The sequence below is a fragment of the Marinobacterium ramblicola genome, assembly GCF_019084545.1.
Taxonomy (GTDB): Bacteria; Pseudomonadota; Gammaproteobacteria; order Pseudomonadales; family Balneatricaceae; genus Marinobacterium_D; species Marinobacterium_D ramblicola.
This window is the reverse complement of the sequence record NZ_JAHREP010000002.1, coordinates 216,911-240,878: the sequence shown is the minus strand read 5'-3', so window position 1 is coordinate 240,878 and position 23,968 is coordinate 216,911. Positions and strand designations below refer to the sequence as shown.

The 23,968-nt window shown below is 61.1% G+C and carries 18 protein-coding genes; 8 read left to right on the top strand and 10 right to left on the bottom strand.

What is annotated here, in order from left to right:
* Positions 1-148: 148 nt before the first annotated feature.
* Positions 149-3,751 carry an NAD-glutamate dehydrogenase gene (locus tag KQ940_RS02285; RefSeq protein ID WP_217411268.1) on the bottom strand — a complete coding sequence of 1,201 codons (3,603 nt, stop codon included), beginning with the start codon at positions 3,749-3,751 and terminating at the stop codon, positions 149-151.
* A 153-nt stretch (positions 3,752-3,904) separates the two neighbouring features.
* On the opposite strand from KQ940_RS02285, the gene KQ940_RS02280 reads away from it, so the two are divergent.
* The gene (locus KQ940_RS02280) at positions 3,905-4,357 is read left to right on the top strand and encodes an Lrp/AsnC family transcriptional regulator (protein ID WP_217411266.1); all 453 of its coding nucleotides are present in this window, start codon (positions 3,905-3,907) and stop codon (positions 4,355-4,357) included.
* Here KQ940_RS02280 and KQ940_RS02275 read toward each other — a convergent pair.
* Positions 4,338-5,261 carry a DMT family transporter gene (locus tag KQ940_RS02275; protein WP_217411264.1) on the bottom strand — a complete coding sequence of 308 codons (924 nt, stop codon included), beginning with the start codon at positions 5,259-5,261 and terminating at the stop codon, positions 4,338-4,340. The two genes, KQ940_RS02280 and KQ940_RS02275, sit on opposite strands and share 20 nt — an antisense overlap.
* Before the next feature lie 183 nt (positions 5,262-5,444).
* On the opposite strand from KQ940_RS02275, the gene KQ940_RS02270 reads away from it, so the two are divergent.
* Positions 5,445-6,041, top strand: coding sequence for an FMN-dependent NADH-azoreductase (locus KQ940_RS02270; RefSeq protein ID WP_217411262.1), 597 nt, complete (start codon positions 5,445-5,447; stop codon positions 6,039-6,041).
* Between the two features lie 16 nt (positions 6,042-6,057).
* Here KQ940_RS02270 and KQ940_RS02265 read toward each other — a convergent pair whose 3' ends face one another.
* Entirely contained in the window at positions 6,058-6,990 is a 933-nt protein-coding gene (locus KQ940_RS02265; protein ID WP_217411260.1) for a LysR family transcriptional regulator, read from the bottom strand.
* 139 nt (positions 6,991-7,129) lie between these two features.
* Here KQ940_RS02265 and codA point away from each other — a divergent pair, with 139 nt between their 5' ends.
* Positions 7,130-8,380, top strand: a complete 1,251-nt coding sequence (gene codA / locus KQ940_RS02260; protein ID WP_217411258.1) for a cytosine deaminase — start codon at positions 7,130-7,132, stop codon at positions 8,378-8,380.
* 11 nt (positions 8,381-8,391) lie between these two features.
* Here the strand turns inward: codA and KQ940_RS02255 are convergent, their stop codons facing one another.
* Complete coding sequence (locus tag KQ940_RS02255) at positions 8,392-9,114, bottom strand: GntR family transcriptional regulator (protein ID WP_217411256.1); 723 nt, start codon at positions 9,112-9,114, stop codon at positions 8,392-8,394.
* A 313-nt stretch (positions 9,115-9,427) separates the two neighbouring features.
* On the opposite strand from KQ940_RS02255, the gene KQ940_RS02250 reads away from it, so the two are divergent.
* The 3 genes from KQ940_RS02250 (at position 9,428) to KQ940_RS02240 (ending at position 12,644) form a co-directional block, all read left to right on the top strand.
* Positions 9,428-10,486 (top strand): aromatic ring-hydroxylating dioxygenase subunit alpha, encoded by a 1,059-nt coding sequence (locus tag KQ940_RS02250; RefSeq protein WP_217411254.1) that lies wholly within the window; start codon positions 9,428-9,430, stop codon positions 10,484-10,486.
* A 117-nt stretch (positions 10,487-10,603) separates the two neighbouring features.
* The gene (locus KQ940_RS02245) at positions 10,604-11,557 is read left to right on the top strand and encodes a PDR/VanB family oxidoreductase (protein ID WP_217411252.1); all 954 of its coding nucleotides are present in this window, start codon (positions 10,604-10,606) and stop codon (positions 11,555-11,557) included.
* Between the two features lie 52 nt (positions 11,558-11,609).
* Positions 11,610-12,644 (top strand): TRAP transporter substrate-binding protein, encoded by a 1,035-nt coding sequence (locus tag KQ940_RS02240; RefSeq protein WP_217411250.1) that lies wholly within the window; start codon positions 11,610-11,612, stop codon positions 12,642-12,644.
* A gap of 1 nt (position 12,645) precedes the next feature.
* On the opposite strand, the gene KQ940_RS02235 is transcribed toward KQ940_RS02240, so the two are convergent.
* The 5 genes from KQ940_RS02235 to KQ940_RS02215 form a co-directional block, all read right to left on the bottom strand.
* The gene (locus KQ940_RS02235) at positions 12,646-13,827 is read right to left on the bottom strand and encodes an MFS transporter (protein WP_217411248.1); all 1,182 of its coding nucleotides are present in this window, start codon (positions 13,825-13,827) and stop codon (positions 12,646-12,648) included.
* A gap of 117 nt (positions 13,828-13,944) precedes the next feature.
* Positions 13,945-16,323 carry a bifunctional diguanylate cyclase/phosphodiesterase gene (locus KQ940_RS02230; protein ID WP_217411246.1) on the bottom strand — a complete coding sequence of 793 codons (2,379 nt, stop codon included), beginning with the start codon at positions 16,321-16,323 and terminating at the stop codon, positions 13,945-13,947.
* Positions 16,323-17,456, bottom strand: a complete 1,134-nt coding sequence (locus KQ940_RS02225; RefSeq protein ID WP_217411244.1) for a tetratricopeptide repeat protein — start codon at positions 17,454-17,456, stop codon at positions 16,323-16,325. Before KQ940_RS02225 ends, KQ940_RS02230 begins: the two co-directional genes overlap by 1 nt.
* 256 nt (positions 17,457-17,712) lie before the next feature.
* Positions 17,713-18,963: an ABC transporter substrate-binding protein gene (locus tag KQ940_RS02220; RefSeq protein WP_217411242.1), complete on the bottom strand. Its 1,251-nt coding sequence runs from the start codon at positions 18,961-18,963 to the stop codon at positions 17,713-17,715.
* Between the two features lie 19 nt (positions 18,964-18,982).
* Positions 18,983-20,980, bottom strand: coding sequence for a putative bifunctional diguanylate cyclase/phosphodiesterase (locus KQ940_RS02215; protein ID WP_217411240.1), 1,998 nt, complete (start codon positions 20,978-20,980; stop codon positions 18,983-18,985).
* 947 nt (positions 20,981-21,927) lie between these two features.
* Here KQ940_RS02215 and KQ940_RS02210 point away from each other — a divergent pair.
* Entirely contained in the window at positions 21,928-22,491 is a 564-nt protein-coding gene (locus tag KQ940_RS02210) for an NADPH-dependent FMN reductase (RefSeq protein ID WP_217411238.1), read from the top strand.
* A gap of 23 nt (positions 22,492-22,514) precedes the next feature.
* On the opposite strand, the gene KQ940_RS02205 is transcribed toward KQ940_RS02210, so the two are convergent.
* Entirely contained in the window at positions 22,515-22,904 is a 390-nt protein-coding gene (locus KQ940_RS02205; RefSeq protein ID WP_217411236.1) for a YybH family protein, read from the bottom strand.
* A 74-nt stretch (positions 22,905-22,978) separates the two neighbouring features.
* Between KQ940_RS02205 and KQ940_RS02200 the strand changes: the two genes are divergently transcribed.
* A complete protein-coding gene (locus KQ940_RS02200) occupies positions 22,979-23,968 on the top strand; it encodes a GlxA family transcriptional regulator (protein ID WP_217411234.1) in 990 nt (329 codons plus the stop codon).

Below are 23,968 nucleotides of genomic sequence, written 5' to 3'. Positions count from 1 at the left end.
TATGAACTTTTATTTACCGGCAAAAATATGCATTCCGCCTATAAACATCAGGCAAAAAGACGATTTGACTAGACTGGACCGACAACACCGCGCCGGCCCTGATGGTGCCGCTCCCGCCCGACTCCTGATGGGAGCGGCGAACAAGTGATCAGCCGTTTGCGATGGCCAACTCCTTCAGCACACCATGAGCGACCGAAAACACGGCGCAATCGATCTCCTTGCTGCCCTGCATATCACTCAGCATCTGCTTCCAACGTTCCAGTATCAGGCGTTTCTCATCCGACCAGCACGCCACCAGCGATGAGACCCCCGTGCCTGACGCCGACTCCTGCCCGGCAAGCTCGAACACACCGGCGGTCAGATGACGCAGCTGGGTATCCAACTCGTTGCGGAAGTTGGTTGCTGCCATCAACTGCCAGTGGTTACCCGGCCGGTAGGCGCGTATCTGCCGATCAAGCCAAACCAGGTTCAGCCCTTCGCCCAAGGTGAAGTAAACCGCCGCGACCCGCTCCAGATCCTGCTCCAGTTGCAGCGCGATCTCGATGATATCCATCAGCCAGTATCGACTCTCCGCCGAAGCACAGTATAGCGCCGTCTGCTCAGGCACGCCCTGCTGCAGGTAGTACTCGTAGCGCTGGTTCCAGCGATCCTCCGGAATCACCCGTTTCAGATGCTCGGCCGACGCGGTTACCGCACCGAGCGCGTCACGGTAGCGTGCCACGTTGACGGCCGGGTCCAGCTCCGTACGACGATGCTGCAGCAGCCAGTGGCTACCGCGCGAGATCAACCCGACCAGATCCTTCAGCAGCTCGACCTGCACAGCGGGGGAGACCTGGCCATCCAGCGCCTCGACGGCCTGCCAGTAGCGATCCACGCCGTAGAGATCCTTGACGATCAGGTAGGTCGCCGCCACTTCAGCGTAGCCGGTACCGGCGGCCCGCTTCATCTTATTGACGTAGGTGATCCCCATGCGGTTGACCAGATCGTTGGCGATCTGGGTGGCGGTGATCTGGGCACGCAGCCGATGGTTCGCCGCTTCGCCGGCAAAGCGCGTCAGCAGCGAAGTGGGGAAGGCACCATGAAACGCCGGCGTAAAGCGCAGATCAGCCGCGATCCAGGTGTCGACCAGTGCCTGTTTCAGCTCGATCTTGGCGTAGGAGATCAGTACCGACAGCTCCGGCCGGGTCAACCCTCTCCCCCGCGCCTGCCGCTGCTGCAGCTCCTCGTCGTCCGGCAGGTACTCCAACTGCCGATCCAGCTTGCCATCCGCCTCCAGGCGGCGGATGAAGCGGGTATGATCATCCAACCCCGCCACGCCGTCGGTCTGCGCGATGCTCAGCGCCAGCGCCTGGCGGTAGTTATTGTTCAGCACCAGCTGCGCCACCTCGTCGGTCATCTCCCGCAGCAGCACGTTGCGCTGCTCAAGCGTCAGCACGCCCTGCTCAACCAGCTCATTGAGCAGGATCTTGATGTTGACCTCATGGTCGGAGCAGTCGACACCACCGGCGTTGTCGATGAAATCGGTATTGGCTGCACCGCCGGCCAGGGCGAACTCGATGCGGCCGCGCTGGGTAAACCCCAGGTTACCCCCCTCACCCAATACCTTGCAGCGCAACTGATCGCCGTTGATCCGCAGCGCGTCGTTGGCCTTGTCACCGACCTCTTCGTGGCTCTCCTGACGCGCCTTGACGTAGGTACCGATACCGCCGTTCCAGAGCAGATCCACCGGCGCGCGCAGCAGTGCGTTGATCAGCTCGTTCGGTGCCAGACGCTCGGCATCGATGGCCAACACCCGCCGCATCTGCGGCGAGATCGGTATCCACTTGGCCGAGCGCGAGAACACACCGCCTCCCTCGCTGATCAGCCCGGCATCGTAGTCGGTCCAGGAGGAGCGCGGCAGCTCGAACAGTCGCTTGCGTTCGCGGAAGGCGACCGCCGCATCGGGCTGCGGATCGATGAAAATATGCTGGTGGTTGAAGGCACCGACCAGGCGGATCTGCTGAGACGACAGCATGCCGTTACCGAATACGTCACCGGCCATGTCGCCGATCCCCACCACCGTGAACGGCTGGGTCTGAGTATCGATCCCCAACTCCCGGAAGTGACGTTTGACCGACTCCCAGGCACCGCGCGCGGTGATCCCCATCCTCTTGTGGTCGTAACCTTCACTACCGCCGGAGGCGAAGGCATCGCCGAGCCAGAAGCCATACTCCTGAGCGATCCCGTTGGCGATATCGGAGAAGGTCGCCGTGCCCTTGTCGGCCGCTACCACCAGATAGGGATCGTCGCCATCGTGACGCACCACCTCGCGTGGCGGTACCACCTCGCCCCCTTTCAGGTTGTCGGTGATATCCAGCAGACCGCGAATAAAGGTGCGATAGCAGGCGATCCCCTCGGCCAGATGCGCCTCGCGATCACCGCCCTGCGGCGGTTGCTTGACGATAAAGCAGCCCTTGGCACCCACCGGTACAATCACCGAGTTCTTCACCTGCTGCGCCTTCACCAGCCCCAGCACCTCGGTGCGATAGTCTTCGATCCGGTCCGACCAGCGCAGGCCGCCACGCGCGATCGGCCCGGCGCGCAGATGCACCCCCTCGATGCGCGGCGAGTAGACGAACACCTCGAAACGCGGCCGGGGTTGTGGAATATCGGGGATCCCGGAAGGGTCCAGCTTGAAGGAGAAATAGGCTTTCCGCTCGCCCGCCTCGTCGCACTGGTAGTAGTTGGTGCGCAGGGTGGCACCGATCAGCACAAAAAAGCGGCGCAGGATACGGTCGTCATCCAGGGATTCGACGTTCTCCAATGCGCCGAGAATGCGCTGACCCAACCCTGCGATACTTTCGGCCCTGGCCTCATCGACAATCGCTGCGGGTTCGAACCGGGCTCGAAACCAGGCCACCAGATCGCGGGTAATATCCAGATGCCGGCAGAGCGTGCCGGCGATGAACGGCTGACTGAAGCCGAAGCGCAGCTGTTTAATGTAGCGCGCATAGGCGCGCAGCAGCGCCGCCTCGCGCCAGTCGAGACCTGCGCCAACGATCAACTGGTTGAACGGATCGTTCTCCGCCTGCCCGCGCCAGATCTGCTCGAACGCCTGCTGCAGCAGCACCTTGGTCGGCTCGGCCAGTTCATCGTGCGCGCCATAACAGCTCACCGTGAAGTCGCTGATGGAGAAGCTCTCACCATCGCTGCGCAGAATCGTATAGGGGTGCTCGCCCAGCACGCGCATACCCAGGTTTTCCAGAATCGGAATCACATCCGACAGCACCACCGGGCTACCCGCGCTGTAGAGCTTGAACCGCGTCTCCCGCTCGGAAGCGGTGACCGAGGGGTAGAAGCTCATCGGCACCTCACCCGCTTGCCGCAGAGACTGCAGCTGCCGGATATCCGCCACCCCATGCGCAGGTGAGAAGCGCTCCCGGTAAGCGGTCGGGAAGGCGCCCTTGAACAGCCGGCCAAGCCGTGCGCCCTCCTCGTCGCCACAGTCGGCAATCAGCTGCTCGCACAGATCTTCATCCCAGGAGCGCGACTGTCCCTCCACCTGGCGCTGCAGGCCACGCCAGCAGAACAGCACACCGGCACAGAGCTGATCCACGCTCGAGCCCGACAGAGCTTCGGGCGGGGACTGGGAGTACAACTGGCGGGCGAAGGCTATGGCAGACTCGGCATCGGCTTCATCGAGCTGTTGCCGAATCGCCTGCGCGAGCGGCTCAAACAGGGTTGGGTTGAGCGGCGGGCTGGAGATGGTCATGTGAATTCCCGATTTTATGGTTAGTGTCACCGGAACATTCGACCAGTATACCGCTCCACCTTTAGTCGAATTCACCATATACTCGACAACTAAGGTTATTTAGCCTTTATTGATAGAGTTCATAAGTACAAAAACAGCCTATTTGTGGAGCATATGGACGATCTGGACAGATTCGATCTCGCGATCATCGACGAACTTCAGCAAAACGCGCGCATCACGGTGACGGAGCTTGCATCCCGTGTCGGGCTGTCGAAAACCCCCTGCCAGGTGCGCATGAAGCGGCTGGAGGAGCAGGGCTATATCAAGGGTTACACCGCACTGGTCGACCACAAAAAGATGGGGCTGAACCATATCGCCTTTGCCCAGGTCACCCTCAACGACACCAGCAGCAAGGCACTGGCGGCGTTCAACCGCGAAGTGCGCAAGATCCCCGCGGTGGAGCAGTGTCACATGATCGCCGGCAACTTCGACTACCTGCTCAAGGTCAGGACCCGCAACATGGAGGAGTACCGCACCGTGCTTGGAGAGCAGATCTCGGCCCTGCCCCATGTACTGCAGACCAGTACCTTCGTGGTGATGGAGAATGTCAGGGATACCGGGATTTGAGCCGGTCCGAACCGATCAGCCAGCACACCGTCAACGCCAGCAGGGCAAGGCTGAGCGCCAGCACCAGGTCCAGCTGCGTGGCGCCGCTGTGCAGCGACAGGCCCAGCGAAACCAGCGGCGTCAGGTAACAGTAGGCGGCGACGCTGCTCGGCATCAGCACCTGCATCGCATGCTGCAGTATCCAGAAGGTTATAAAGCTGGCAAACAGCGCCAACAGCCCCAGCACCAGCAGATCACGGCCGCTCAGTAGCTGCCAGAACAGCTGCCCGTCACCGGGTTGGCCCAATGCCGCCAGCGTCATCAGACAGGCGCCGATCAGCAGACTCCAGAAGGTGGCCTGCAACGGGTTTTCCGGCAGCCACTCCCTGACCACCAGAAAACGCGACGACACCGAATAGGCCGCAGAGCAGGCGCAGCCGAGCAGAAACAGCCACTCACCGGGGCCGAACCCGTTAAAGCCGCCATCCCGCCCATGCAGGGTCAACCCCAGCGCCCCAATCGCCCCCAACAGCAACACCGCCAGCCGTCCGATACCGGTGCGCTCGATCCCCGCCAGCGCCGCCAACAACCAGGCGATCGCCGGCAGGGTCACGAACAACGCCGCCACCGACAGTGCCGAGGTCAGATTCAACGCCACAAACTGGGAGCCGAAAAACGCCGCCAGAAAGGCGCCGAGCAGAGTGTAGCCGCCCCAGGCGCGCCAGGTTCTCGGTAGCCATCCGGGGCTGCGCACCACCCAGGGCAGCATCAGTGCCGCGGCAATAAAGAAGCGCACCAGGGTCAGCCAGAGCGGCGACAGCGCCGCGTCGAAGGTGGCCGCCAGCGGGAAGGAGGCGCCCACTAGCAGTGCCCATACCAGCATCATCAGGTGCGCACCCAGGGTCGTTTTCAGCATCTTGTCCATTTTGTCTCCCTATCGAATCGCTCGCTCCGAACCGGAGAGGTTCAAGAGCGCATAGGGACAGCATGCCGTTAATCAGGGGTAGGGGGCGTTTAAAGATTAAAAGGCGCGTTCGGATTTTTCGATCCTGGCCCGACGTCGTCGACGATAGGCTGAATGGGTTCCGCCATTCACAGGAGAGACACCATGTCCGAACTGCTCTACATCAAGACCAGCGCCAACGGCACGCGCAGCCGCTCGTCCCAGCTATGCGAACACTTCATTCGTCAGCATGTGCAGGCAAACCCCGAAACGCGGGTGATCCAGCGCGATCTGGTCGGCGCCCCCCTGCCCCACCTCGGGCCCGAGCAGTGGGATGCGCTGCGCCTGCCGCCCACTGAGCTCAGCGAGGCTCAGCTGGCCTATCGCCGGCAGTCGGACCGATTGATTGCCGAGTTCGACCGGGCCGACAGGGTGGTGATCGCACTGCCGCTGTACAACGCCGGGATCCCGTCGCAGTTGAAAGCCTACTTCGACCTGCTGGCCCGGGCCGGCATCAGTTTCGAGTTTACCGAACAGGGACCACGTGGACTGCTGCGCGACAAGGATCTGTACCTGATCGCCACCCGCGGTGGCGTACTCGACAGTGCGGACGACCACCAGGTCCCCGCGGTCAAACAGCTGCTGGGGCTGATCGGCATCACCCGGATCCACACGCTGATCGCCGATGGCCTGGACCTGTCGCCGGATAGCCGGGAACTAAGCCTGACCACCGCCTATGAGCGTCTGGCCGCGCTGGCCTGATCCAGTCCATCCGGTCTTAGCCGGTGCGCCCGATCCGTTCGTCCTTATCGCAGATCCGCAGCAGCTGCTGGCGCAGCCAGCGCCGGCGCGGACTGTCGTTGCCCGGCGCCCAGACCATATCGAAGGTAAAGTTGGGACAACCCAGGGGCGGCTGGTTCACCTGCACCCCGGGCGGGATACGCAAGGTCGAGACCAGGCTTGACGGCAGCATCAGCATGCAGGGCAGCTCTTCGAGCATGTTGAGGCAAGCCTGGTAGGTGCTGGCCCAGGCCACCATGGTGCGGCGGCGGCCCAACTGCTCCAGCCAGGTATCGACCATGTTGCGCGGCGACTGCCAGGGCGAAGGGTAGACATGCAGCGCATCGCAGTACTCGTCCAGCGTGACCTGCCGCGGGCGATTGCCCCGCGCCACGCAGACGAAACGGTCCTCGAACAGCGATTGCCGCTCCAGCTCCGGATGCAGCTGAAAATAGGCGCCGGGGCCGGGCACACAGAGCAGATCCAGCTTGCCCGCCAGCAGCTCCTCGGTGGGCAGTTTCTCACTCAACTTGCGCATATGCAGAATGCGCCGCGGGGAGCAGCTCAGCGCCTGCGCCATCAGTTTGGGCAACAGCAGCAGCTCGAACGCTTCCGGCACGCACAGTTCCAGCGGCAGCTCACGATCATCCGGCTCACCGAACCCCTCGGCCGAGCGATTGATCGCCTCCAGCGCACTGCGCAGATAGGGTTCGATATGAAAGGCCCGCCCTGTCGGCAGCAGACCACTGCTGTCGCGGATAAACAGCTCATCACCGAGACTCTCGCGCAGTCGCTTCAGCGAGTAGCTCACCGTCGGCGGACTGATGCTCAGCTCATCAGCGGTTTTGCGCGCGTTGCGGGTACTGAACAGCGACAGGAAGATGGCGATATCCTGAACGTCCAGTTTGCGCAGTTGGTTTTTGCTCAGCATCGGGCTGCCGTTTGTTATTGGAACACCCGGCCATCTTAGCAGGTGTTCAAGATCAGACCACTGGCTGGCAACTGATTGAGCGGAGAGTGTTTTGGCACCACAATGTCGAATCGAGCCCAGACAGCAGGAGTTGCCCCCTATGCAGATCATCAACGCGCGCCTGCGCCATCAGTCGGCCCTTCATACCCTCGAAATCAGCAATGGATTGTTTGCATCGATCACCGAACAAAATATGGAACTCGATGCTCAAGGCAAGCAGCTCGACGCCGGCGGCAAGCTGCTCTGCGCGCCGTTCGTCGAGCCGCATATCCACCTGGATGCAGCACTGACCGCCGGTGAACCGAGCTGGAACCGCAGCGGCACCCTGTTCGAGGGGATCGAACGCTGGGGCGAGCGCAAGCCGCTGTTAAACGAGGCCGATATCCGCCGCCGGGTATTGCAGACCGTCGAGCTGCTGGTGCAGAACGGGGTGCAGCATATCCGCACCCATGCCGATATCTCCGACCCGAGCCTGGTCGGCCTGAAAACCCTATGTGATATCCGTGATGAACTGAAGGAAAGAATCGAGATCCAGGTAGTTGCCTTTCCACAGGACGGCCTGCTCTCCTTCCCCAACGGCCTGGCGCTGATGGAACAGGCACTGGAGTACGGTGCCGACGTAGTGGGCGGCATTCCGCACTTCGAGTACACCCGCGAGCTGGGCGAAAAGTCGATGAAAACGGTGATCGAACTGGCACTGAAGTATGACCGCCTGGTCGATGTGCACTGCGATGAGATCGACGATCCCAACTCCCGCTTCCTTGAGGTGCTGGCCTGCGAGGCGCTGTTCAATGATCTGGGCCCCCGGGTCACCGCCAGCCATACCACGGCAATGCACTCCTACGACAACGCCTACTGCTCCAAGCTGTTTCGCTTGTTGAAGAACTCAGGCATCAATTTCATCTCCTGCCCGACCGAGAGCATCCACCTGCAGGGGCGCTTCGACAGCTATCCCAAGCGGCGCGGGCTGACCCGGGTCAAGGAGCTGAACGAGGCGGGCATCAACGTCTGCTTCGGCGAGGACTCGATCTTCGACCCTTGGTACTCGCTGGGTAATGGCAAGCTGCTGCGCACGCTGGATTTCGGCCTGCATATCTGCCAGATGATGGGTTATCAGGAGTTCAGCCAGGCGCTGGATCTGATCACCGACAACAGCGCCCGCACGCTGAATATCCAGCACCACTACGGCATCGAGGTGGGCAAGCCGGGCAGTTTTATCCTGCTCGATGGTGAGGACGACTACAGCGTGCTGCGCAACCAGGGCGAGGTACTGCTGTCGGTGCGCAGGGGCGAGGTGATCATGCACCGGGAACCGGCGCGGGTAACCACCGCGAACTGGATCGATCGCTAGCGTATCGATCCTTACAGCGCGGCAACACCGCCGATCACCCGCATCTCACTCTCATCCCTGTCCTGCTGGGCAAACAGGTCCGCATACCTCAGCGTGGCGTTGGCATGTTCGCGCATGATCGCTTCGGCGCGCGCGCCCTGACCCCGGTCGATGGCGTCAAACGCGGCGTGGTGCTGCATATGGGCAAAGTTGAAGCGGCGATACTCCTGCTTCAGGTTGTTGCGGTCGATCGCCAGCGAGGTGACCGAGGCGAACGGCAGATGCTCGTTGCGCTGCATCGCCGAGCCGATTGCCGGGTTGCCGCTCGCTTCGATGATCAGGGCGTGGAAACGCTTGTTCAGGTCGTGATAGGCCTCCAGATCCTCCTCGGTCACATAGCCCTTGTCGAACAGCTCGTCGCCCCAGGCCAGACACTCCAACAACCCCCGGCGCTGCGCCGGCGTCAGCCCGTTCTCGGCCGCCTGGCGCGCCGCCAGCCCTTCGAGCACCCCGCGCACCTCGATGGCACCGGCCACCTCGTCCGGCGTCACCTCACGCACGCGGTAACCTCGCCCCTCCAGCTTGATCAGCATCCCCTCCTGTTCCAGCGCGCGAAAGGCGATCCGCACCGGGGTACGCGACACGCCAAGCCTTTCGGCGGTGGGGATCTCGGCGATGCGCTCACCCGCTGCCAGCTCGCCGGAGATGATCATCTGCCTGAGTGTACTCAACACCCGCTGGCCTGCCTTGCTCATAACGTCCTGCACCTCATGGACCTACAAATCTGGATCCAGTGTACCACATTGGATCCAATATCCAGCTTGCTTCAGCCGGTAAATCCGCTATACAGAAATGCACAAGACCGTTAAGAACAGACTGCAAAAAGCCTTATAAAACATCAATAAACCGATGATCTCCGATGTGAGAATAGAAAATTACAATTGTTTTTATATGTAACAATACAAAAATACAATGGATCCATTCTGGCATTTTTTACGCTCATTGGGGCAATATACCCAGCATATTGGATCCATAACTAAAACAATTACCGATCAGAGGAGCCCTGTCATGTTCCCGAAAAACTGCTGGTACGTTGCCTGCACCCCCGACGAATTCGCCGAAAAGCCCCTGGGCCGCCAGATCTGCGGCGAGCGGATCGCCTTCTACCGCGACAATGAAGGCAAGGTTGCCGCAGTGGAGGACTTCTGCCCCCATCGCGGCGCACCGCTGTCACTGGGGTATATCGAAGATGGCCAGCTGGTCTGCGGCTATCACGGTCTGAAGATGGGCCGTGACGGCAAGACCATCTCGATGCCGAAACAGCGGGTCGGCGGCTTCCCCTGCGTCAAGAGCTACCCGGTTGAGGAGCGCTACGGCTTCATCTGGGTATGGACAGGCGATAAGAGCCTCGCCAATGCCGACGATATCCCCCACCTGGAGTGGGCGGTCAGCAAGGAGTGGGCCTACGGTGGCGGCCTGTACCACATCAACTGCGACTACAAGCTGATGATCGACAACCTCATGGACCTGACCCATGAGACCTACGTGCACTCCACCAGCATCGGCCAGAAAGAGATCGACGAGATGCCGGTGAATACCCGCGTCATCGACGGAGAGGTGGTCACCAGCCGGATCATGGAGAACGTCATCGCGCCGCCGTTCTGGCAGAGTAACCTGCGCACCAAAGGGCTGCCGGACGATCAACCGGTAGACCGCTGGCAGATATGCCGCTTCTCGCCGCCCAGCCACGTACTGATCGAGGTCGGCGTGGCACTGGCCGGCCACGGAGGCAAGGATGCACCGGCCGACAAGCGGGTCAACAGCATCGTGGTCGACTTCATCACCCCGGAAACCGAAACCAGCCACTGGTACTTCTGGGGCATGGCGCGCAACTTCCAGCCCGAGGTGCAGGCGCTGACCGATGCCATCCGCAAGGGTCAGGGCGGTATCTTTGCCGAGGATCTGGAGATGCTGGAGCAGCAGCAGAAGAACCTGCTCAAGTTCCCGGAACGGGATCTGCTTAAGCTCGATATCGACGCCGGCGGCGTCCAGGCCCGACGCATGATCGACAAGATGCTGAAACAGGAGCAGCAGGGCCAGATCCCGCTGGAGAGCGTCAACGCCTGATCCGGCAAACACACATAATAAAAAGGCGTGCGGGCAGCTTGCCCAGGTTGCCCACACGCCTGCTATAAATAGAAGACAGTTTTTAAGCCCGCTACGCGGGCCAAGAGAGAGCATGCTGTGATCGATATTATCGTTGTACGCAAACACTACGAGACAGAGGATATCTGTCTGTTGGAACTGGCACGTCCGGATGCCGCGTCACTGCCCGCCTTCAGCGCAGGCGCGCACATCGACCTGCACCTGCCAGGCGGTCTGATACGCCAGTATTCGCTGTGCAACCATCCAAGTGAAAATCACCGCTACGAGATCGCGGTGCTGCGCGATCCCGATTCACGCGGCGGCTCCGTTGCGGTGCACGAGCAGATCAACGAGGGCGACAAGCTGAGCATCAGCGAGCCGCGCAACCTGTTCCCGCTGGAGCACAGTGCGCGCCGCCACCTGCTGATCGGCGGCGGCATCGGCGTCACGCCGATCCTGTGCATGGCCGAACGCCTGAGCCATCAGGGCGCCGATTTCGAGATGCACTACTGCACCAAGACGGCCGAGCAGACCGCGTTTCGCGAGCGGATCCTCGGTTCCGAGTTCGCCGATCGGGTCCAGTTCCACCATAGCCGCGCCACCCCCTCGACCCGGCTTGATGCCGCTACGCTGTTGAGCGATCCGCAGCCCGACACCCACCTCTATGTCTGCGGTCCGAATCCGTTCATGGACCATATTCTCGACACGGCTCGCAGTAGCGGCTGGAGCGAAGCCCAGCTGCATCGTGAATATTTCGCCGCCGATGAGGTCAGCCACGACGGCGACAGCGCATTTGAGGTGCAGCTTGCCAGCTCCGGTGAAGTGATCGAGATACCGGCCGACCAAAGCGTGCTCGAGGTGTTGCTGGAACGGGATATCGACATCCCCTTCGCCTGTGAGAACGGTGTTTGCGGTACCTGTGTCACCCGGGTGTTGGAGGGCGAGCCGGATCATCGCGATATGTTCCTGACCACGGAGGAGAAAGCCGCCAACGAGGAGTTCGCCCCCTGTTGCTCTCGCGCAAAGAGCAAGCGTCTGGTACTTGATATATAACGCCTCGCCGTACTTAATAAGTTAACCAATAAAAACAACGCAGGAAGGCACTATGAACTTGAAAAAGCTGGGCGTGGCAGTCGCCGCGTCAACCGTTTTGATGATGGGAGCCGCGAGCTCTTCTCAGGCTGCCGATGTTACCTTACGCTTCGGCCATATATGGCCGAGCGTCGCCGGCACGCAGAAGAACATTTTCCAGCCCTGGGCCGACCAGGTAGAGGAGGCATCGGGCGGTCGTATCAAGGTCGAGATCTACCCCTCCTCCACCTTGGCCAAGCCACCGGCGCAGTACGACGCGGTGAAAAACCGGATCATGGACATGACGGCGACGGTACAGGGCTACACCGCCAACCGCTTCCCGCTGACCCAGGTGATCGAGCTGCCCGGCGTGGTCAAGACCGCGGTACAGGGCTCATGCGTTATCCAGAGCCTGTATGACGAAGGTTTGCTGGCCGACGAATATGCCGATACCCACCCGCTGTTCTTCTTCGCCCATGGTCAGGGCCACCTGCACACCACCGACAAGCTGGTGAAGACACCGGCCGACCTGGAGGGGATGCGCATCCGCCGTCCGACCATCGTGGTCGGCGATATGCTCACCCGCCTGGGCGCGCAACCGGTCGGCATGCCGGCACCGGAAACCTACCAGGCGGCCCAGCGCGGCGTGATCAACGGCGTCATGTTCCCCTGGGAGGGCCAGCTCTCCTTCCGCCTGAACGAGCTGACCCCCTACCACACCGAGGTGGGCGGTCTGTACTCGCTGTCGTTCATCGTGACCATGAACAAGGATGTGTATAACTCGCTGCCGGCCGACCTGCAGCAGGTGATCGACGAAGCCTCCGGCCAGGCCTGGGCCAAGATCGCCGGCGTTAACTTCGACGCCGCCGATATCACTGGCCGCAAGCAGGCGCTCGATATGGGCCAGGAGATCTACACCGTCGAGGGTGGGGCCAACAACCCGGCTTGGAAACCGGTGCTCGACGAGACCACCGAGGCGGTACTCACCGAACTCGAGGGCAAGGGGCTGCCGGCGCGCAAGGTGTACGCTCGCGCACAGGAACTCAGCGACAGCTGCCCACTGGAATAAGTCAGTTCGCCGCCACCGCCTGCGCGCGCAGGCGGTGTGCACTCCACCATACCAGCAGCATCGCGATCGCGATCGCCGGCAACATCAGCAGATTCAACCGCTCCCAACCGACCAACGCCTGCAGATGCCCTGACAGCAACGCGCCCAGCGTCGAAAAGCCGAACACCAGAAAATCGTTCATCCCCTGTACCCGCGCCTTCTCCGCCGGGTAGTAGGTGTGGGTCAGCAGCGTTGTGGCGCCGATGAAGGCGAAGTTCCAGCCCACACCCAATGCCACCAGTGCGAACCAGAAGTGCCAATAGGTGACGCCGAACTGATTGAGCAGCACACAGGCCACCAACAGCAGGCAACCGCTCTGAATGATGCGGGTATCGCCAAAACGGGTAATCAACCGCCCGGTGAAGAACGAGGGCAGGAACATCCCCAGCACATGCCACTGGATGATGCTGGCGGTACTGTCGAAGGCGAAACCGCAGGCCTGCATCGCCAGAGGCGTGGCGGTCATCACCAGCACCATCACCCCGTAACCGATCGCCCCGGCGGTCACCGCTGCCACCAGCGCCGGTTGGCTCAGCAGCTGCCGATAGGGCCGCATCTCACCGTGCTGCTCGGCGTAATCCGGCGCCCGCAGCGGCAGCGACGCAATCAGCAGCGTGGTCAACAGATAGAGGCCGATCAGGACATAAAACGCCCCAAGATAAGAACTCTGCGGCGCCAGGTCTCCCGACCAGACCGCCAGGTTTGGCCCCAGTATGGCGGCCAGCACGCCGCCGCCCATCACCAGACCGATCGCCCTCGGATGCTGCGCCGGCGAGCACCCCTCAATCGCGGCGAAGCGATACTGCTGGCCCACGCCGATCGCCATACCGAGCAGGAAGGTTCCGAGGCAGAACAGCATGAACGCCTCCTGCGCCAATGCCAACGCGGACAGTACCGCGCCACCGACACCGATCAGGTTGCCGGCCAGAAACCCTACCTTGCGCCCGAACCAGCGCATCAGGTGCGCCGCCGGCAGGGTTGCGCTCATCAGACCGAGGAACTGCAGTGCCGCGGGCAGCGTCGCCAGCCCCAGATCCGGAGCGATCTTCTGGCCGATCAGCGCCGTGACCGATACCAGCAGGATATTGCCGGTTACCAACAGCGCCTGTCCTAGCGCCAGCCCCCAAACCGTTATCGGCAGCATCTGTTCCATCCCTTAAGTAAATGCGAGCAGGCTAATATAGCAGCCCCACCGGTTAAATAAACGCCACAACCGGCAGGGACTATGGGCAACGGAAAGCGGGAAGACAACCTGGTCCGCTCAGGCAGCGTGGCCCTGAACCAGATCGGGAGCGGGCATACTGACAAACTCGCCCTGAGAAAAATCGACACCCAGCGCCAGCACCTGCTGCTGCACCGCCTCGCAGTGCACGAACTCGGCCACGGTGCCGATCCCCAGGCTGCGTGCGAACTGGACGATCCCCTGGGTGACCAGGTAGGCGGTGCGGTCTTGGTGCAGATGGCGGATCAGGCTGCCATCGATCTTGATCAGATCCACATTCAGCCGCAGCAGATGCTCGAAGTTAGAATAACCGGTCCCGAAGTCATCGATCGCAATGCGGCAGCCATAGGCTTTGACCTGGTCGATAAACTGGCGGATCTCGTCGTAATTCTCGATACCGTCGGACTCGAGCAGCTCGAATATCACCCGCGGACCAACCCCTGTCTCCTGCAACCGCCGGCAGATATAAGCGGTCAGCTCGGCGTCCATCATGTCGGAGTAGGCCAGATTGATGGAGAACTCGATGCTGCGGTCAGCGAAGGCATTAAAACACTTGTCCACCATGATCCGGGTGATCTGCCGCCCCAGTCGCAACCGGTGCGCCACGCCGAGAAACAATCCGGGTCCCACCGTGTTGCCCTCGGCATCGATCATCCGCACCAGGCACTCGTACTTGGCGATCTTGCCGCTTCGATTATCCAGTATCGGTTGAAACCAGGGCTCGAACCGGTTTGCCTGCAGTGCATCCTTGACCCTGCGCGCCCACACCAGATTCTGTTCATACGCCTGCTCGACCCCCTGCTCGGAGTCGTAGGTGTGGAAGTTGCGTCCCTGCAAACGCGCCTGGCGCAGTGCGACCGTCGCCTGGCTGAGCAGGCTGTCCAGCCGCCCACGGCCCTTGTCACCGGCATTGGCGATGCCCAGGGTAGCGTCGACATTGAGTTCCTGCTCCTGCCATACCAGCTGCTGATCCTGCAAAAATTCGCTGTAACGCTGCAGTAGATCCTGCGTATCCTCCTCGGTGTTCGGACCAAAGAGTGCAAACTCATCGCCCTGCAGCCGGTACAGACGGGCACCCGGCCATATCTTATGCACCCGGGCGAACTGCTGCAGCCGTTCGCTCATGGTCTGTATAACCTGATCGCCGCAACGGTGACCGAACAGGCTGTTGATCTCCTTGAAACGGTCGAGGTTGATCAGCATCAGGGTACCGTCGGCGGCTCGATTCAGATCCTGCAACAGGCGTGCGCGATTGGGCAGACCGGTCAAGGGATCGGTATAGGATGCCTGCAGCTCTTTCACCAGCTCCGATATGCGGTACACCAGATAGCCGGAGAGCAGCAGTATCACCAGGCCGGTGATGGTCAGAATGCGGTAGTTGCTGTCCCGCATCGGCACCAGCACGGCGTCGATCTCCTCCTGCGGTACGCCGATACCGAAGCTCATGCCAGCCGGTGTTCCGGCCAGATACAGCGAATAGGTGAGCCCGTCGACCTCCAACACGCTGGACTCCAGGCTCTTTTCCGTGGTCTGGCTGGTGATCAGCGCATTGTAATCCGGCGCCACATAGCTCGGACTCTGCGCTACCAGGGCATCCATTACGTGTTGCGCGTGCAGCGGATCGCCGCTACGGCTGAGACTCGACAGCTTGCGATTGTTGCTGTCGATCAGGAAGGAAAAGCTGTTTTGCGTCACCTCGACACGGCTGACCAGATCGATGATCTGCTCCGCCTCCCAGTCGGTTGTGACCATGCCCAATAAACGGCCATCGTCGGTAAACATCGGACTGATGATGGTCAGCACCGCGGTATCCGTCTGTTCGCTGTAGTAGACCGGCGTCCAAAACATCTGTTTCGGCGCCAGCTTCTGCAGCCGCTCCGGTGTCATCACCATCTGGAACCAGGGTTGCTGCCGGTAGTCACTCCCCGCAGCAAGGCCGGAGGTGCGCGATCCCACCTCCGCATCGTGGCCGGCAAACAGGTAAGGGGTGTAATCCCGTGCGCCAGCCGGCAGTCGATCCTTCTCGAACCAGACTCCGATCCCGGCGACACCGACAAAGTCCTGCAGCATCGACTTCATCGCCGTTTCAAGCCGAGGCTTCAACTCGTCGCCGGCCAGCGCGTAGGTGGTTTCGCCAAATCGGGCGAGACCCTCGGTGTAGAGGCCGAACACGTGCTGGCGGGAAACGATCTGATTCAGATTGGCCAGGAAGATCTCCTCGATCTCAGCCCGCCTCAGATCGGCCAACGCCCGCTGCGAATAGTTGAGATTGAGCGAGGAGAGAATCCACATGCCGGCCACGAACAGTGCCACCAGCAGCAGTAGCAGCCATTTGATCGAGCGTTTCGACGATGCCTGCGCAACGTCGCTCAGCCCCCGCATCCAGCGACGCAGCTTTCGCGCACGACTGATCGGCATCAGCGACCTCCCTCCAGGGCGCGCCGCACCCTGACCCGGGCGTCCTGCAGGGTTTCCGCCGCGATCTCGACCCGTAGTTTCTGCGCTCGAATCGTGCCGGGCTGCAGCCCATTCTGACCAGCCAGCTCATACCAGACCGCCGCTTCGGCCCGGTTCGACAGGGTATTGTCCGCTTGCTCCGCCAGCTCACCGAGACGCAACTGGGCCTCGGCCAACCCCTGCCGTGCGGCCCTGAGCACCCAAAACCGCCCCTGCGCCGGGTCGGGCGGCACCCCCTCACCCTGCAGCAGCATGTCCCCAAGTGCCAGTTGGGCTTCGGCCTGCCCCTGCGCCGCGGCACGCTCATACCAGCCCATGGCGGCACCCAGGTTCTGCTCGACGCCTCGCCCCTCGTAGAGAAAGCGCCCTACCCGATACTGAGCCGATGCATTACCCTGTTCCGCGGCGTCCCGATACCAGGTCAATGCGTTGATCTCGTCCTCTTCAACCCCCTGCCCCGCCTCGTACAGTTGGCCGAGCAGATAACGGGCCTCGGCGCTATGCTTGGCCGCCAGATGCGCCCAGTTCAGCGCCTCGTCGTATTGGGTCAAGGAGCGGGCGATCAACGCCATATTGTACTGCGCTCGGGGATCGCCCTTTTCCGCCGGCGTCGTGCAGGCGGCGCGCGCAGCGCTGAAATTACCGATGGTGGTCAGCAGGTAGCAGTCATTGAGTTGCTGTGCCAGCTGGCCGCTCCAGGCGATCTCGGCCGCGGGCTCGACCGGCGTCGTCACCTGTTCTACCTCACCGCTCTCGGTCGCCTGCTGCAAACGGCCGGCAAAGGCTTCGACCTGCTGAGGGCAGGAGTAACTGTAACCACTGCGGTATTGCTCCAGCGTCTTCACGTTCAGCGGGCGATTGGCATATTTGTCGGCGATCTGGCGACAGCGCTGGTTGCGCTCATCCAGCACCCGCTGTAGATGAGCGGCACGAGACTCGTCATTTCGATAGCGCTCAAGATAGCGCGTCAGGGGATCGATATAGGGCTGGTCAAACAGCTGCTTGACCTCGAGGTCGTAGGCGTCCTCACGCTCGGAGGCCCCCCAATTGCCGAGCCATTCCGCAGGGCGTCCAAGCACATCACCGGTCTGCATGTTTGAACAGCCCGACAACGACAGGAGAAGCAACGTCAGTAGGAGGAAACGGTGCACAGCAAATCTCCACAAAATCGATAGCAATATCATGCCCTCAGTGCCGGCAAATGGAAGTAAGACCACTCCCATGCGGGAAAAATCCCTAAGCCCGGTATCCTAAAGATAAACCCATAGCACAACACCTTCTGCGTACTATGACCAGATTTTCAACCCGGCAGCAACTTGGAAGACTATTATTCGACAGCACGCAATCGGCTCAGCCCTGCTTGACCACCTCGTACAGACGCTGCCGGGCGCTCTCGCTGCTCATGCTCGGGTCGTTGAAAAAGTCGCCCAGCACCCCGATCCAGCCCTCCGACATCTGCGACGGCATCGCCATCGACTGGGCACTGACCCGGCGATCGTCGTTGATCAGTTGCGCCAGACCGATCCGGCCGCAGCGATCAAGACCGGTCGGATCCACATCGGTCCGCACCGGCAGGGAACCCTTGATATGACTGAACTCGACTTGGTTGGTACGATCCAGCAGCACCCCGGCAAACGCCTGCTGCGCATCGGCACCACCCTCGCGATTGAGCAACGGAAAGGCGAAGGCATCGATCACCATGAAATAGGCGATGGAGGTTCCCGGTACCAGGGCGCAGCCGAAATCCTCGTCGACCTCGAACCCGCGATGGAGCAGCTCACCCTTCGCCCAGTCACCCATGAACTGCATACCGGCCTCGCCCCGACCGACCATTGCCGAGGCATCGGCCCAGGTCTTCCCGCTGCGCTCCTGCGCGGACTCCGCATAGCGCGACAGGCGGCGCAGCATGTCGAGCGCCTCCAGCATGCGCGGATCCAGCACCGCCTCGGCATCGGCACCGATGATCCGTGCATACCCCTCGGCACCCATCTTGTGATACATGATATCGTTGAACAGCAGCGATACCTCCCAGGCTCCCGAGCCCAGCGCAAGAGGCCGTTTCCCGGCCGCCTGCATACGTTCCGCGGCAACGAAGATCTCATCCCAGGTGGTGGGAGTGGCCAGACCCAGTTCATCGAACAGGGTCTGGCTGGTCCAGAGCCAGTTCTCGGCATGGATATTGGTCGGCGCAAAGTAGATCCTGTCCCGGTAGCTGATCCGATCGAGCACGAAGGGGGGCAACACTTCACGCCACTTCTGCAGTTGCGCCACCAGTTCGATATCCTGCAACACGCCCATGGCCGGCAGTTCGCGGGCGCCCTCGTTGGCATTCCACTGCATGACCGCGGGCGGGTAACCGCCGGCGACCCGGTCACTGACGATCCGCTGCACCGCCACCTTGTTCTCGGCGGGCAGATCGATCCAGCGATTGCCCATGCGGATCCAGTCCTGCCGGAACACGTCCAGCGCCGCCGCTTCGCTCTTCGATACCCAGAAATGCACGACATCGACCGACTTGCCCTGCGCCTCCGATGCCTGCAGCGGCGTGGCGGCACGCGTCAGTGCAACCAAAAACAGAAGAGCCGCCGAAAACCTGTTCATATCCACTGATCTCCTTTCGTCATTGCACTGGACACCCCACAAGCGCCCCAGCATCGCCATCGATCACACGAGAGCGATCGGCCGCGAGCCACTCTGTGGCCTCGCGCGCCGGAAGCGGCTTCGCAAACAGATAACCCTGCCCCACCCTGCAACCGAGTTGCTGCAGAAAGCGGAGCTGTGTCTCGGTCTCGATCCCCTCGGCCACGCACGCCTTGCCCAGGTTACGGGCCAGGTCGACGATGGTGCGGACAATCTGCTCGGAGCGCGTATCGACGCCGATATCCGACACGAAGCCGCGGTCGATCTTCAACTCGTCGAACGGGAAATCGCGCAGGTGGACCAGCGACGCAAAACCGGTACCGAAGTCATCGAGCGACACCGGCACACCCTTGCGGCGGAAACGCGTAATCGACTCGAACATCCGCTCGGCATAGCGATTGAGGAACACATCCTCCGTCACCTCCACCGCGATATCGCGCCACGCCAGACCGAACTCATCGAGCGCGGAGGTGAAGATACCGACCCCCTGATCGCTGACCAGCAGCTCCTCCGGCACGTTGATCGCCACCGGCCCCGGGTTCAGCCCCGCCGCTTTCCACGCCTTGATGTCGCGGCATACCCCGCGCACGACGGCGCGTGTCATCTCGCGGATCAAGCCGGTGCCGTCCAGCAGCGGCAGGAACGCGCCCGGCGCCAAAATGCCGAGCGAGGGGTGGTTCCAGCGCACCAGCGCCTCGAACCCCAGATGCTCGCCGGAATCGACCCCAACCTTGGGCTGGTAGAACACCACGAACTCGTTACGCTCGGCGGCACCGACCAGCGCCGCAGCCAACTCGGTCTGTTTCAACTGGGTTGCCAACGTCTCCTCGTCGAAGATCACTACCCCGTTACGACTGGCTTTCGCCTCATAGAGCGCCAGGTCGACGATACGCACCAGGCCAGCCTCGTCCGTCGCATGGCTCGGCACGATCGCCCCGCCGATACTCGCCGACAACGACAGCGTATGCTGCTCGAACCGGAACTCATCACCGATAGCCTCGACAATCCGGTCCGCTACGGCCTTCAACTTGCCGGCATCCACAAGGCCCGGCAGCAGCACCGCGAACTCATCCCCTCCCAGCCGGGTGATGATATCCCGCCCCCGGCAACTCCTCTGGAAGGCCCCCGCCACATGGCGCAGCGTGGCATCGCCCGCCGGGTGGCCGAAGTTGTCATTGATCGTTTTGAAGTGATCAAGGTCGATCAGCAGCATCGAGAACCCTTCGTCCTCCTCACGGAAGCGTCTAAGCAGCTCTCGCAATGCATCGTTGAAAAAGGCGCGGTTCTTCAATGCGGTCAACGCATCGGTCTGCGCCAAATGGGTCAACCGCTGTTCGAACTCCATCTTGCGATGATGCTCGTTACGCAAGCGAGTCAACAACGGCGAAAACAGGAACAGCGCAGCCAGAATCAGCAGAGCCGCCAGAATCGACAACAGCAGGGTGCTGATCAGCATCGCGTTATCGACAGCTGCACCGCTGCGACGATGAGCGTTCAACACCAACTCGTAAAACTGACGCATGAACTGACTGTCGGCAGACACGGCAAAGTCGATCGGCCCCCAGAACGAATAGCGACGCATCCGCTCGTCCCGACTCGCTTCCACCACACGCCCCACCCGTTCGAGAAAATCACCGATCTGACGGTTCAGATCGGCACGCAAGCGCTCATACTCGACATCTTCACTCTTGAACCGCTCCAGCATGCTGCCGTCCAACTGCTGCTGCATACTCTCTAACTGCGACATGGTCTGCCGGACCGAATCAGCCTTACCCTTTATCTCCCCCTCCATCGACTCCAGTATGTAATCGGGCAGCGTCGCGTCCGCCGACGCACGCATCAGCGACCGCGTCTGGTTGGCTAGCTGTTGAAAACGGATGAACTGCTGATTGGTAAAAAAACTGATCTCCTGCTGGATGGCGTTACGATCCAGCGCAGCTTTGACGATAAGATAGGTCCCGCCGATCAGCAGGCTCATTATCACGACAGATATGACATAGTAGCGGCCTATGGATCGAATATACCGCTCAACAGAATCTCGTCGTTTCGGATTTAGCACCGAATATTCAAGCATACATAGATGTTATTTTTTGGTAGACACTCACGTCATACTATCCCCCTGCATCCATTATTCGCAACGACACTGCCGCAAAATAAGAACAAAATAATCCTTTAAAAACAATAAAGTAGGGATATTCCTACCCTAATATACGTGTTTTCCGAGCACCGATGGATACTGGACGTTCGACCGATAAACCCGCGCACTCAAGTCAAATGCCCTGATTACATACGATTAAGAACAAGCTCCACAACAATGACAACGGGACTACAATTCGACCTCTCAGCAGACACAATTCAACCCCGCAGGTGCGGGGAACGCAGGTCCAGAATTGCCGGGCTCAACCCGTAGGCCGGTCCATCCCCACGGGGGCGGGGAACACTTAACGGATAGTATTGTTTTAAAGGACTATTTCAGTATCAAAAATCCCACCAACAGAAAGGACTATTTTTCAGCTTTTTAAATAACGATAACCAATTGAATTTAAACAAATTCTTTTTTCAGTCGTCGATAGTGAATCCGGGTCACCAAACACACTCGCCATCTTGCATCTGTCGACGTAATCGACATGCGCCGGGAACATGTCGATTTTTTCTACTTTTATCGACATGATATGCCCCCGCTCTCGACAAAGCGGTTATCTGTGTGACAAAACCCTTGCCGCCGTTTCGATCCAAACCCAAGAATGTCTCTTATCAGAATCACAAACGTTGATCGACGACTGTCTGGCAGGCACAATCCGCATCTTGCGGGCTCTTTTCCAACATATCGTTGTCAGACCACTCTCTGTCTGTATCGAGAGCGGCGCAGAGCGCGTGAACAGACGCTAAGCTATCAGCATTGGAACAAGTAACAGGAGCACCTAGATGCACCTTCAGATCATCATCGGCAGTGTTCGTCAGGGACGTGCGGCAAAACCTGTTGCGGACTGGGCATTCACCCATGCCAAGCAGCGGGACGATATGACGGTCGAGCTGGTCGATCTGAAAAACTGGCCGCTGCCGATGTTCAACCTGCCCAAGTCCCCGGCCGCAGGGGATTATGAGGATGAGCAGCAGCAGCGCTGGGCCAAGAGCGTCGAGCGTGCGGATGCCTATCTGTTCGTTTGCCCGGAGTACAACCACGGCTATTCGGCGGTGCTGAAGAACGCGCTGGATTATGTCTATGCGGAGTGGGGCCGCAAGCCGGCCGGCGTGGTGTCGTACGGCGGTGTGATGGGCGCCCGCGCGGTGGAGCAGTTGCGCCAGGTGATGGTCGAGTTGCAGATGGCGCCGATCCGCAACGCCGTGCATATCGCCGGGGTGCACCAGAAGATCGAAAACGGCGCCTTCAGCGGCGACCAGCGCGATGCGGATCAGTTGCAGCGGGCGCTGGATGATCTGGCCTGGTGGGGCAACGCCCTGCACTGGGCAAGGCGTACCTCCCATTGACCCGGTCCGTTACCGACGGCGCTTCACATCTGCAGATGCCGGGTGATCGACCAGTGCGTCTGCACGACGCACCACCCCTCGCTATCGCATCGATAGACCTCGCTGCAGTTCCAGTGTATCGAGCCCTCCCCCTGGTATGAGATCAGGTTGAAGGTCAGCACCGCGGTGTCGCCGTACAGCTGCACCTGGGGCTCGATCAGATCGTAACGTTCGATATGGATCGTGCCGCGCAGCGGTGCGTACCAGGCCGACAGCGCTTCCCGCCCGTCGATACGCCGCTCCAGGAAAGGATCGAAATAGCTGACATCCGGGGCCGAGATCTCCAGATATCCATCCGGGTCGCCCGCGCCCCAGCGATCCAGAGCGGCACGCTCCAGCGCGATGATCTCGGCGATTGTTTGTTCGGTGTTCATGGGGACTCCTTCATGTTGGTTCGACGCTATCCTCGCACCGCTCCTGTCCGGCCGTAAGTGGCATAATTGCCCAAATGGATGCGAATATTGCCGATATGAAGATCGCCCTGCTGATTGAACGAGGCTCCACCCTGTCCAGCGTTGCCACCACGATGGATATGCTCGCACTGGCCAAGCGTTTCCAGCCGGACGCGGGCTGGCGCCTGAGTCTTTACTCCCGCTCGGGCGGGCCTATAGCGCTGTCCGACAGGCTGTCGGTGGATACCCGGCCGCTGCCTGCCAACTTCGACGACTGCGCTGCGGTGGTGGTGCCGGGCTTTTTCGCCGAGACGGCGGCGCAGGTTACCGAGGAGTTGCACACCACCTGGCGGCAGGCGATCCTGCGATTGCGCGATCTCCCGGAAGGGGTAACGGCGGCCGCCAGCTGCCACGGTACCTTTCTATTGGCCGAGGCGGGGTTGCTGGATGGACGTACCGCCACCACCGCCTGGTGGTTCGCGCAAACGTTCCGGGAACGTTATCCAAAGGTGACGCCGGCGACGGACCTGACTCTGAGCGACTGTGGACGCGCCATCACCGCCGGGGCGATGACCGCGCATACCGACCTGGTCCTGCATCTGCTGCGCCGTCTCGGCGGAAGTGCCCTGGCACGCAACGTGGGCGGCATCATGCTGGTGGACGGCGCCCGCTTCTCCCAACGCCCCTTCATGTCGCTGCCGAGGGTTTTTGCCGATCCGCTGGTCCAACGCGCCATCGACTGGATGGCGGGCAGGCTCTCGCAGCAGTTGACCGTCGACGCGCTGGCCGACCGGCTGCATGTCAGTTATCGCACCTTGAACCGTCGGTTCGTCGGCGCCACAGGCATGGCGCCGCTGGCCTATCTGCAGGCGTTGAGGATCGAGCGGGCCAAGGAGTTGCTGGAAAGTTCGCGTACCGATTTCGATGCGATCACCGCGCAAGTCGGCTATCGGGATGCGGCATCGTTCCGACGCCTGTTCAAGCGCGCCACTGGGCTGTCGCCGATGCAATACCGGCGCCGGTTCGCGCCGTGCTATCCGAGGTAG

Bases quoted from the DNA above. Each gene is read 5' to 3' on its own strand.
- codA (WP_217411258.1), top strand. From the start codon at position 7,130: ATGCAGATCATCAACGCGCGCCTGCGCCATCAGTCGGCCCTTCATACC.
- KQ940_RS02215 (WP_217411240.1), bottom strand. From the start codon at position 20,980: ATGAGCCTGCTGATCGGCGGGACCTATCTTATCGTCAAAGCTGCGCTG.
- KQ940_RS02275 (WP_217411264.1), bottom strand. From the start codon at position 5,261: ATGGACAAGATGCTGAAAACGACCCTGGGTGCGCACCTGATGATGCTG.
- KQ940_RS02280 (WP_217411266.1), top strand. From the start codon at position 3,905: ATGGACGATCTGGACAGATTCGATCTCGCGATCATCGACGAACTTCAG.
- KQ940_RS02250 (WP_217411254.1), top strand. From the start codon at position 9,428: ATGTTCCCGAAAAACTGCTGGTACGTTGCCTGCACCCCCGACGAATTC.
- KQ940_RS02210 (WP_217411238.1), top strand. From the start codon at position 21,928: ATGCACCTTCAGATCATCATCGGCAGTGTTCGTCAGGGACGTGCGGCA.
- KQ940_RS02240 (WP_217411250.1), top strand. From the start codon at position 11,610: ATGAACTTGAAAAAGCTGGGCGTGGCAGTCGCCGCGTCAACCGTTTTG.
- KQ940_RS02225 (WP_217411244.1), bottom strand. From the start codon at position 17,456: ATGCAGACCGGTGATGTGCTTGGACGCCCTGCGGAATGGCTCGGCAAT.
- KQ940_RS02265 (WP_217411260.1), bottom strand. From the start codon at position 6,990: ATGCTGAGCAAAAACCAACTGCGCAAACTGGACGTTCAGGATATCGCC.
- KQ940_RS02285 (WP_217411268.1), bottom strand. From the start codon at position 3,751: ATGACCATCTCCAGCCCGCCGCTCAACCCAACCCTGTTTGAGCCGCTC.
- KQ940_RS02255 (WP_217411256.1), bottom strand. From the start codon at position 9,114: ATGAGCAAGGCAGGCCAGCGGGTGTTGAGTACACTCAGGCAGATGATC.
- KQ940_RS02205 (WP_217411236.1), bottom strand. From the start codon at position 22,904: ATGAACACCGAACAAACAATCGCCGAGATCATCGCGCTGGAGCGTGCC.
- KQ940_RS02235 (WP_217411248.1), bottom strand. From the start codon at position 13,827: ATGCTGCCGATAACGGTTTGGGGGCTGGCGCTAGGACAGGCGCTGTTG.
- KQ940_RS02270 (WP_217411262.1), top strand. From the start codon at position 5,445: ATGTCCGAACTGCTCTACATCAAGACCAGCGCCAACGGCACGCGCAGC.
- KQ940_RS02200 (WP_217411234.1), top strand. From the start codon at position 22,979: ATGGATGCGAATATTGCCGATATGAAGATCGCCCTGCTGATTGAACGA.
- KQ940_RS02220 (WP_217411242.1), bottom strand. From the start codon at position 18,963: ATGAACAGGTTTTCGGCGGCTCTTCTGTTTTTGGTTGCACTGACGCGT.
- KQ940_RS02230 (WP_217411246.1), bottom strand. From the start codon at position 16,323: ATGCCGATCAGTCGTGCGCGAAAGCTGCGTCGCTGGATGCGGGGGCTG.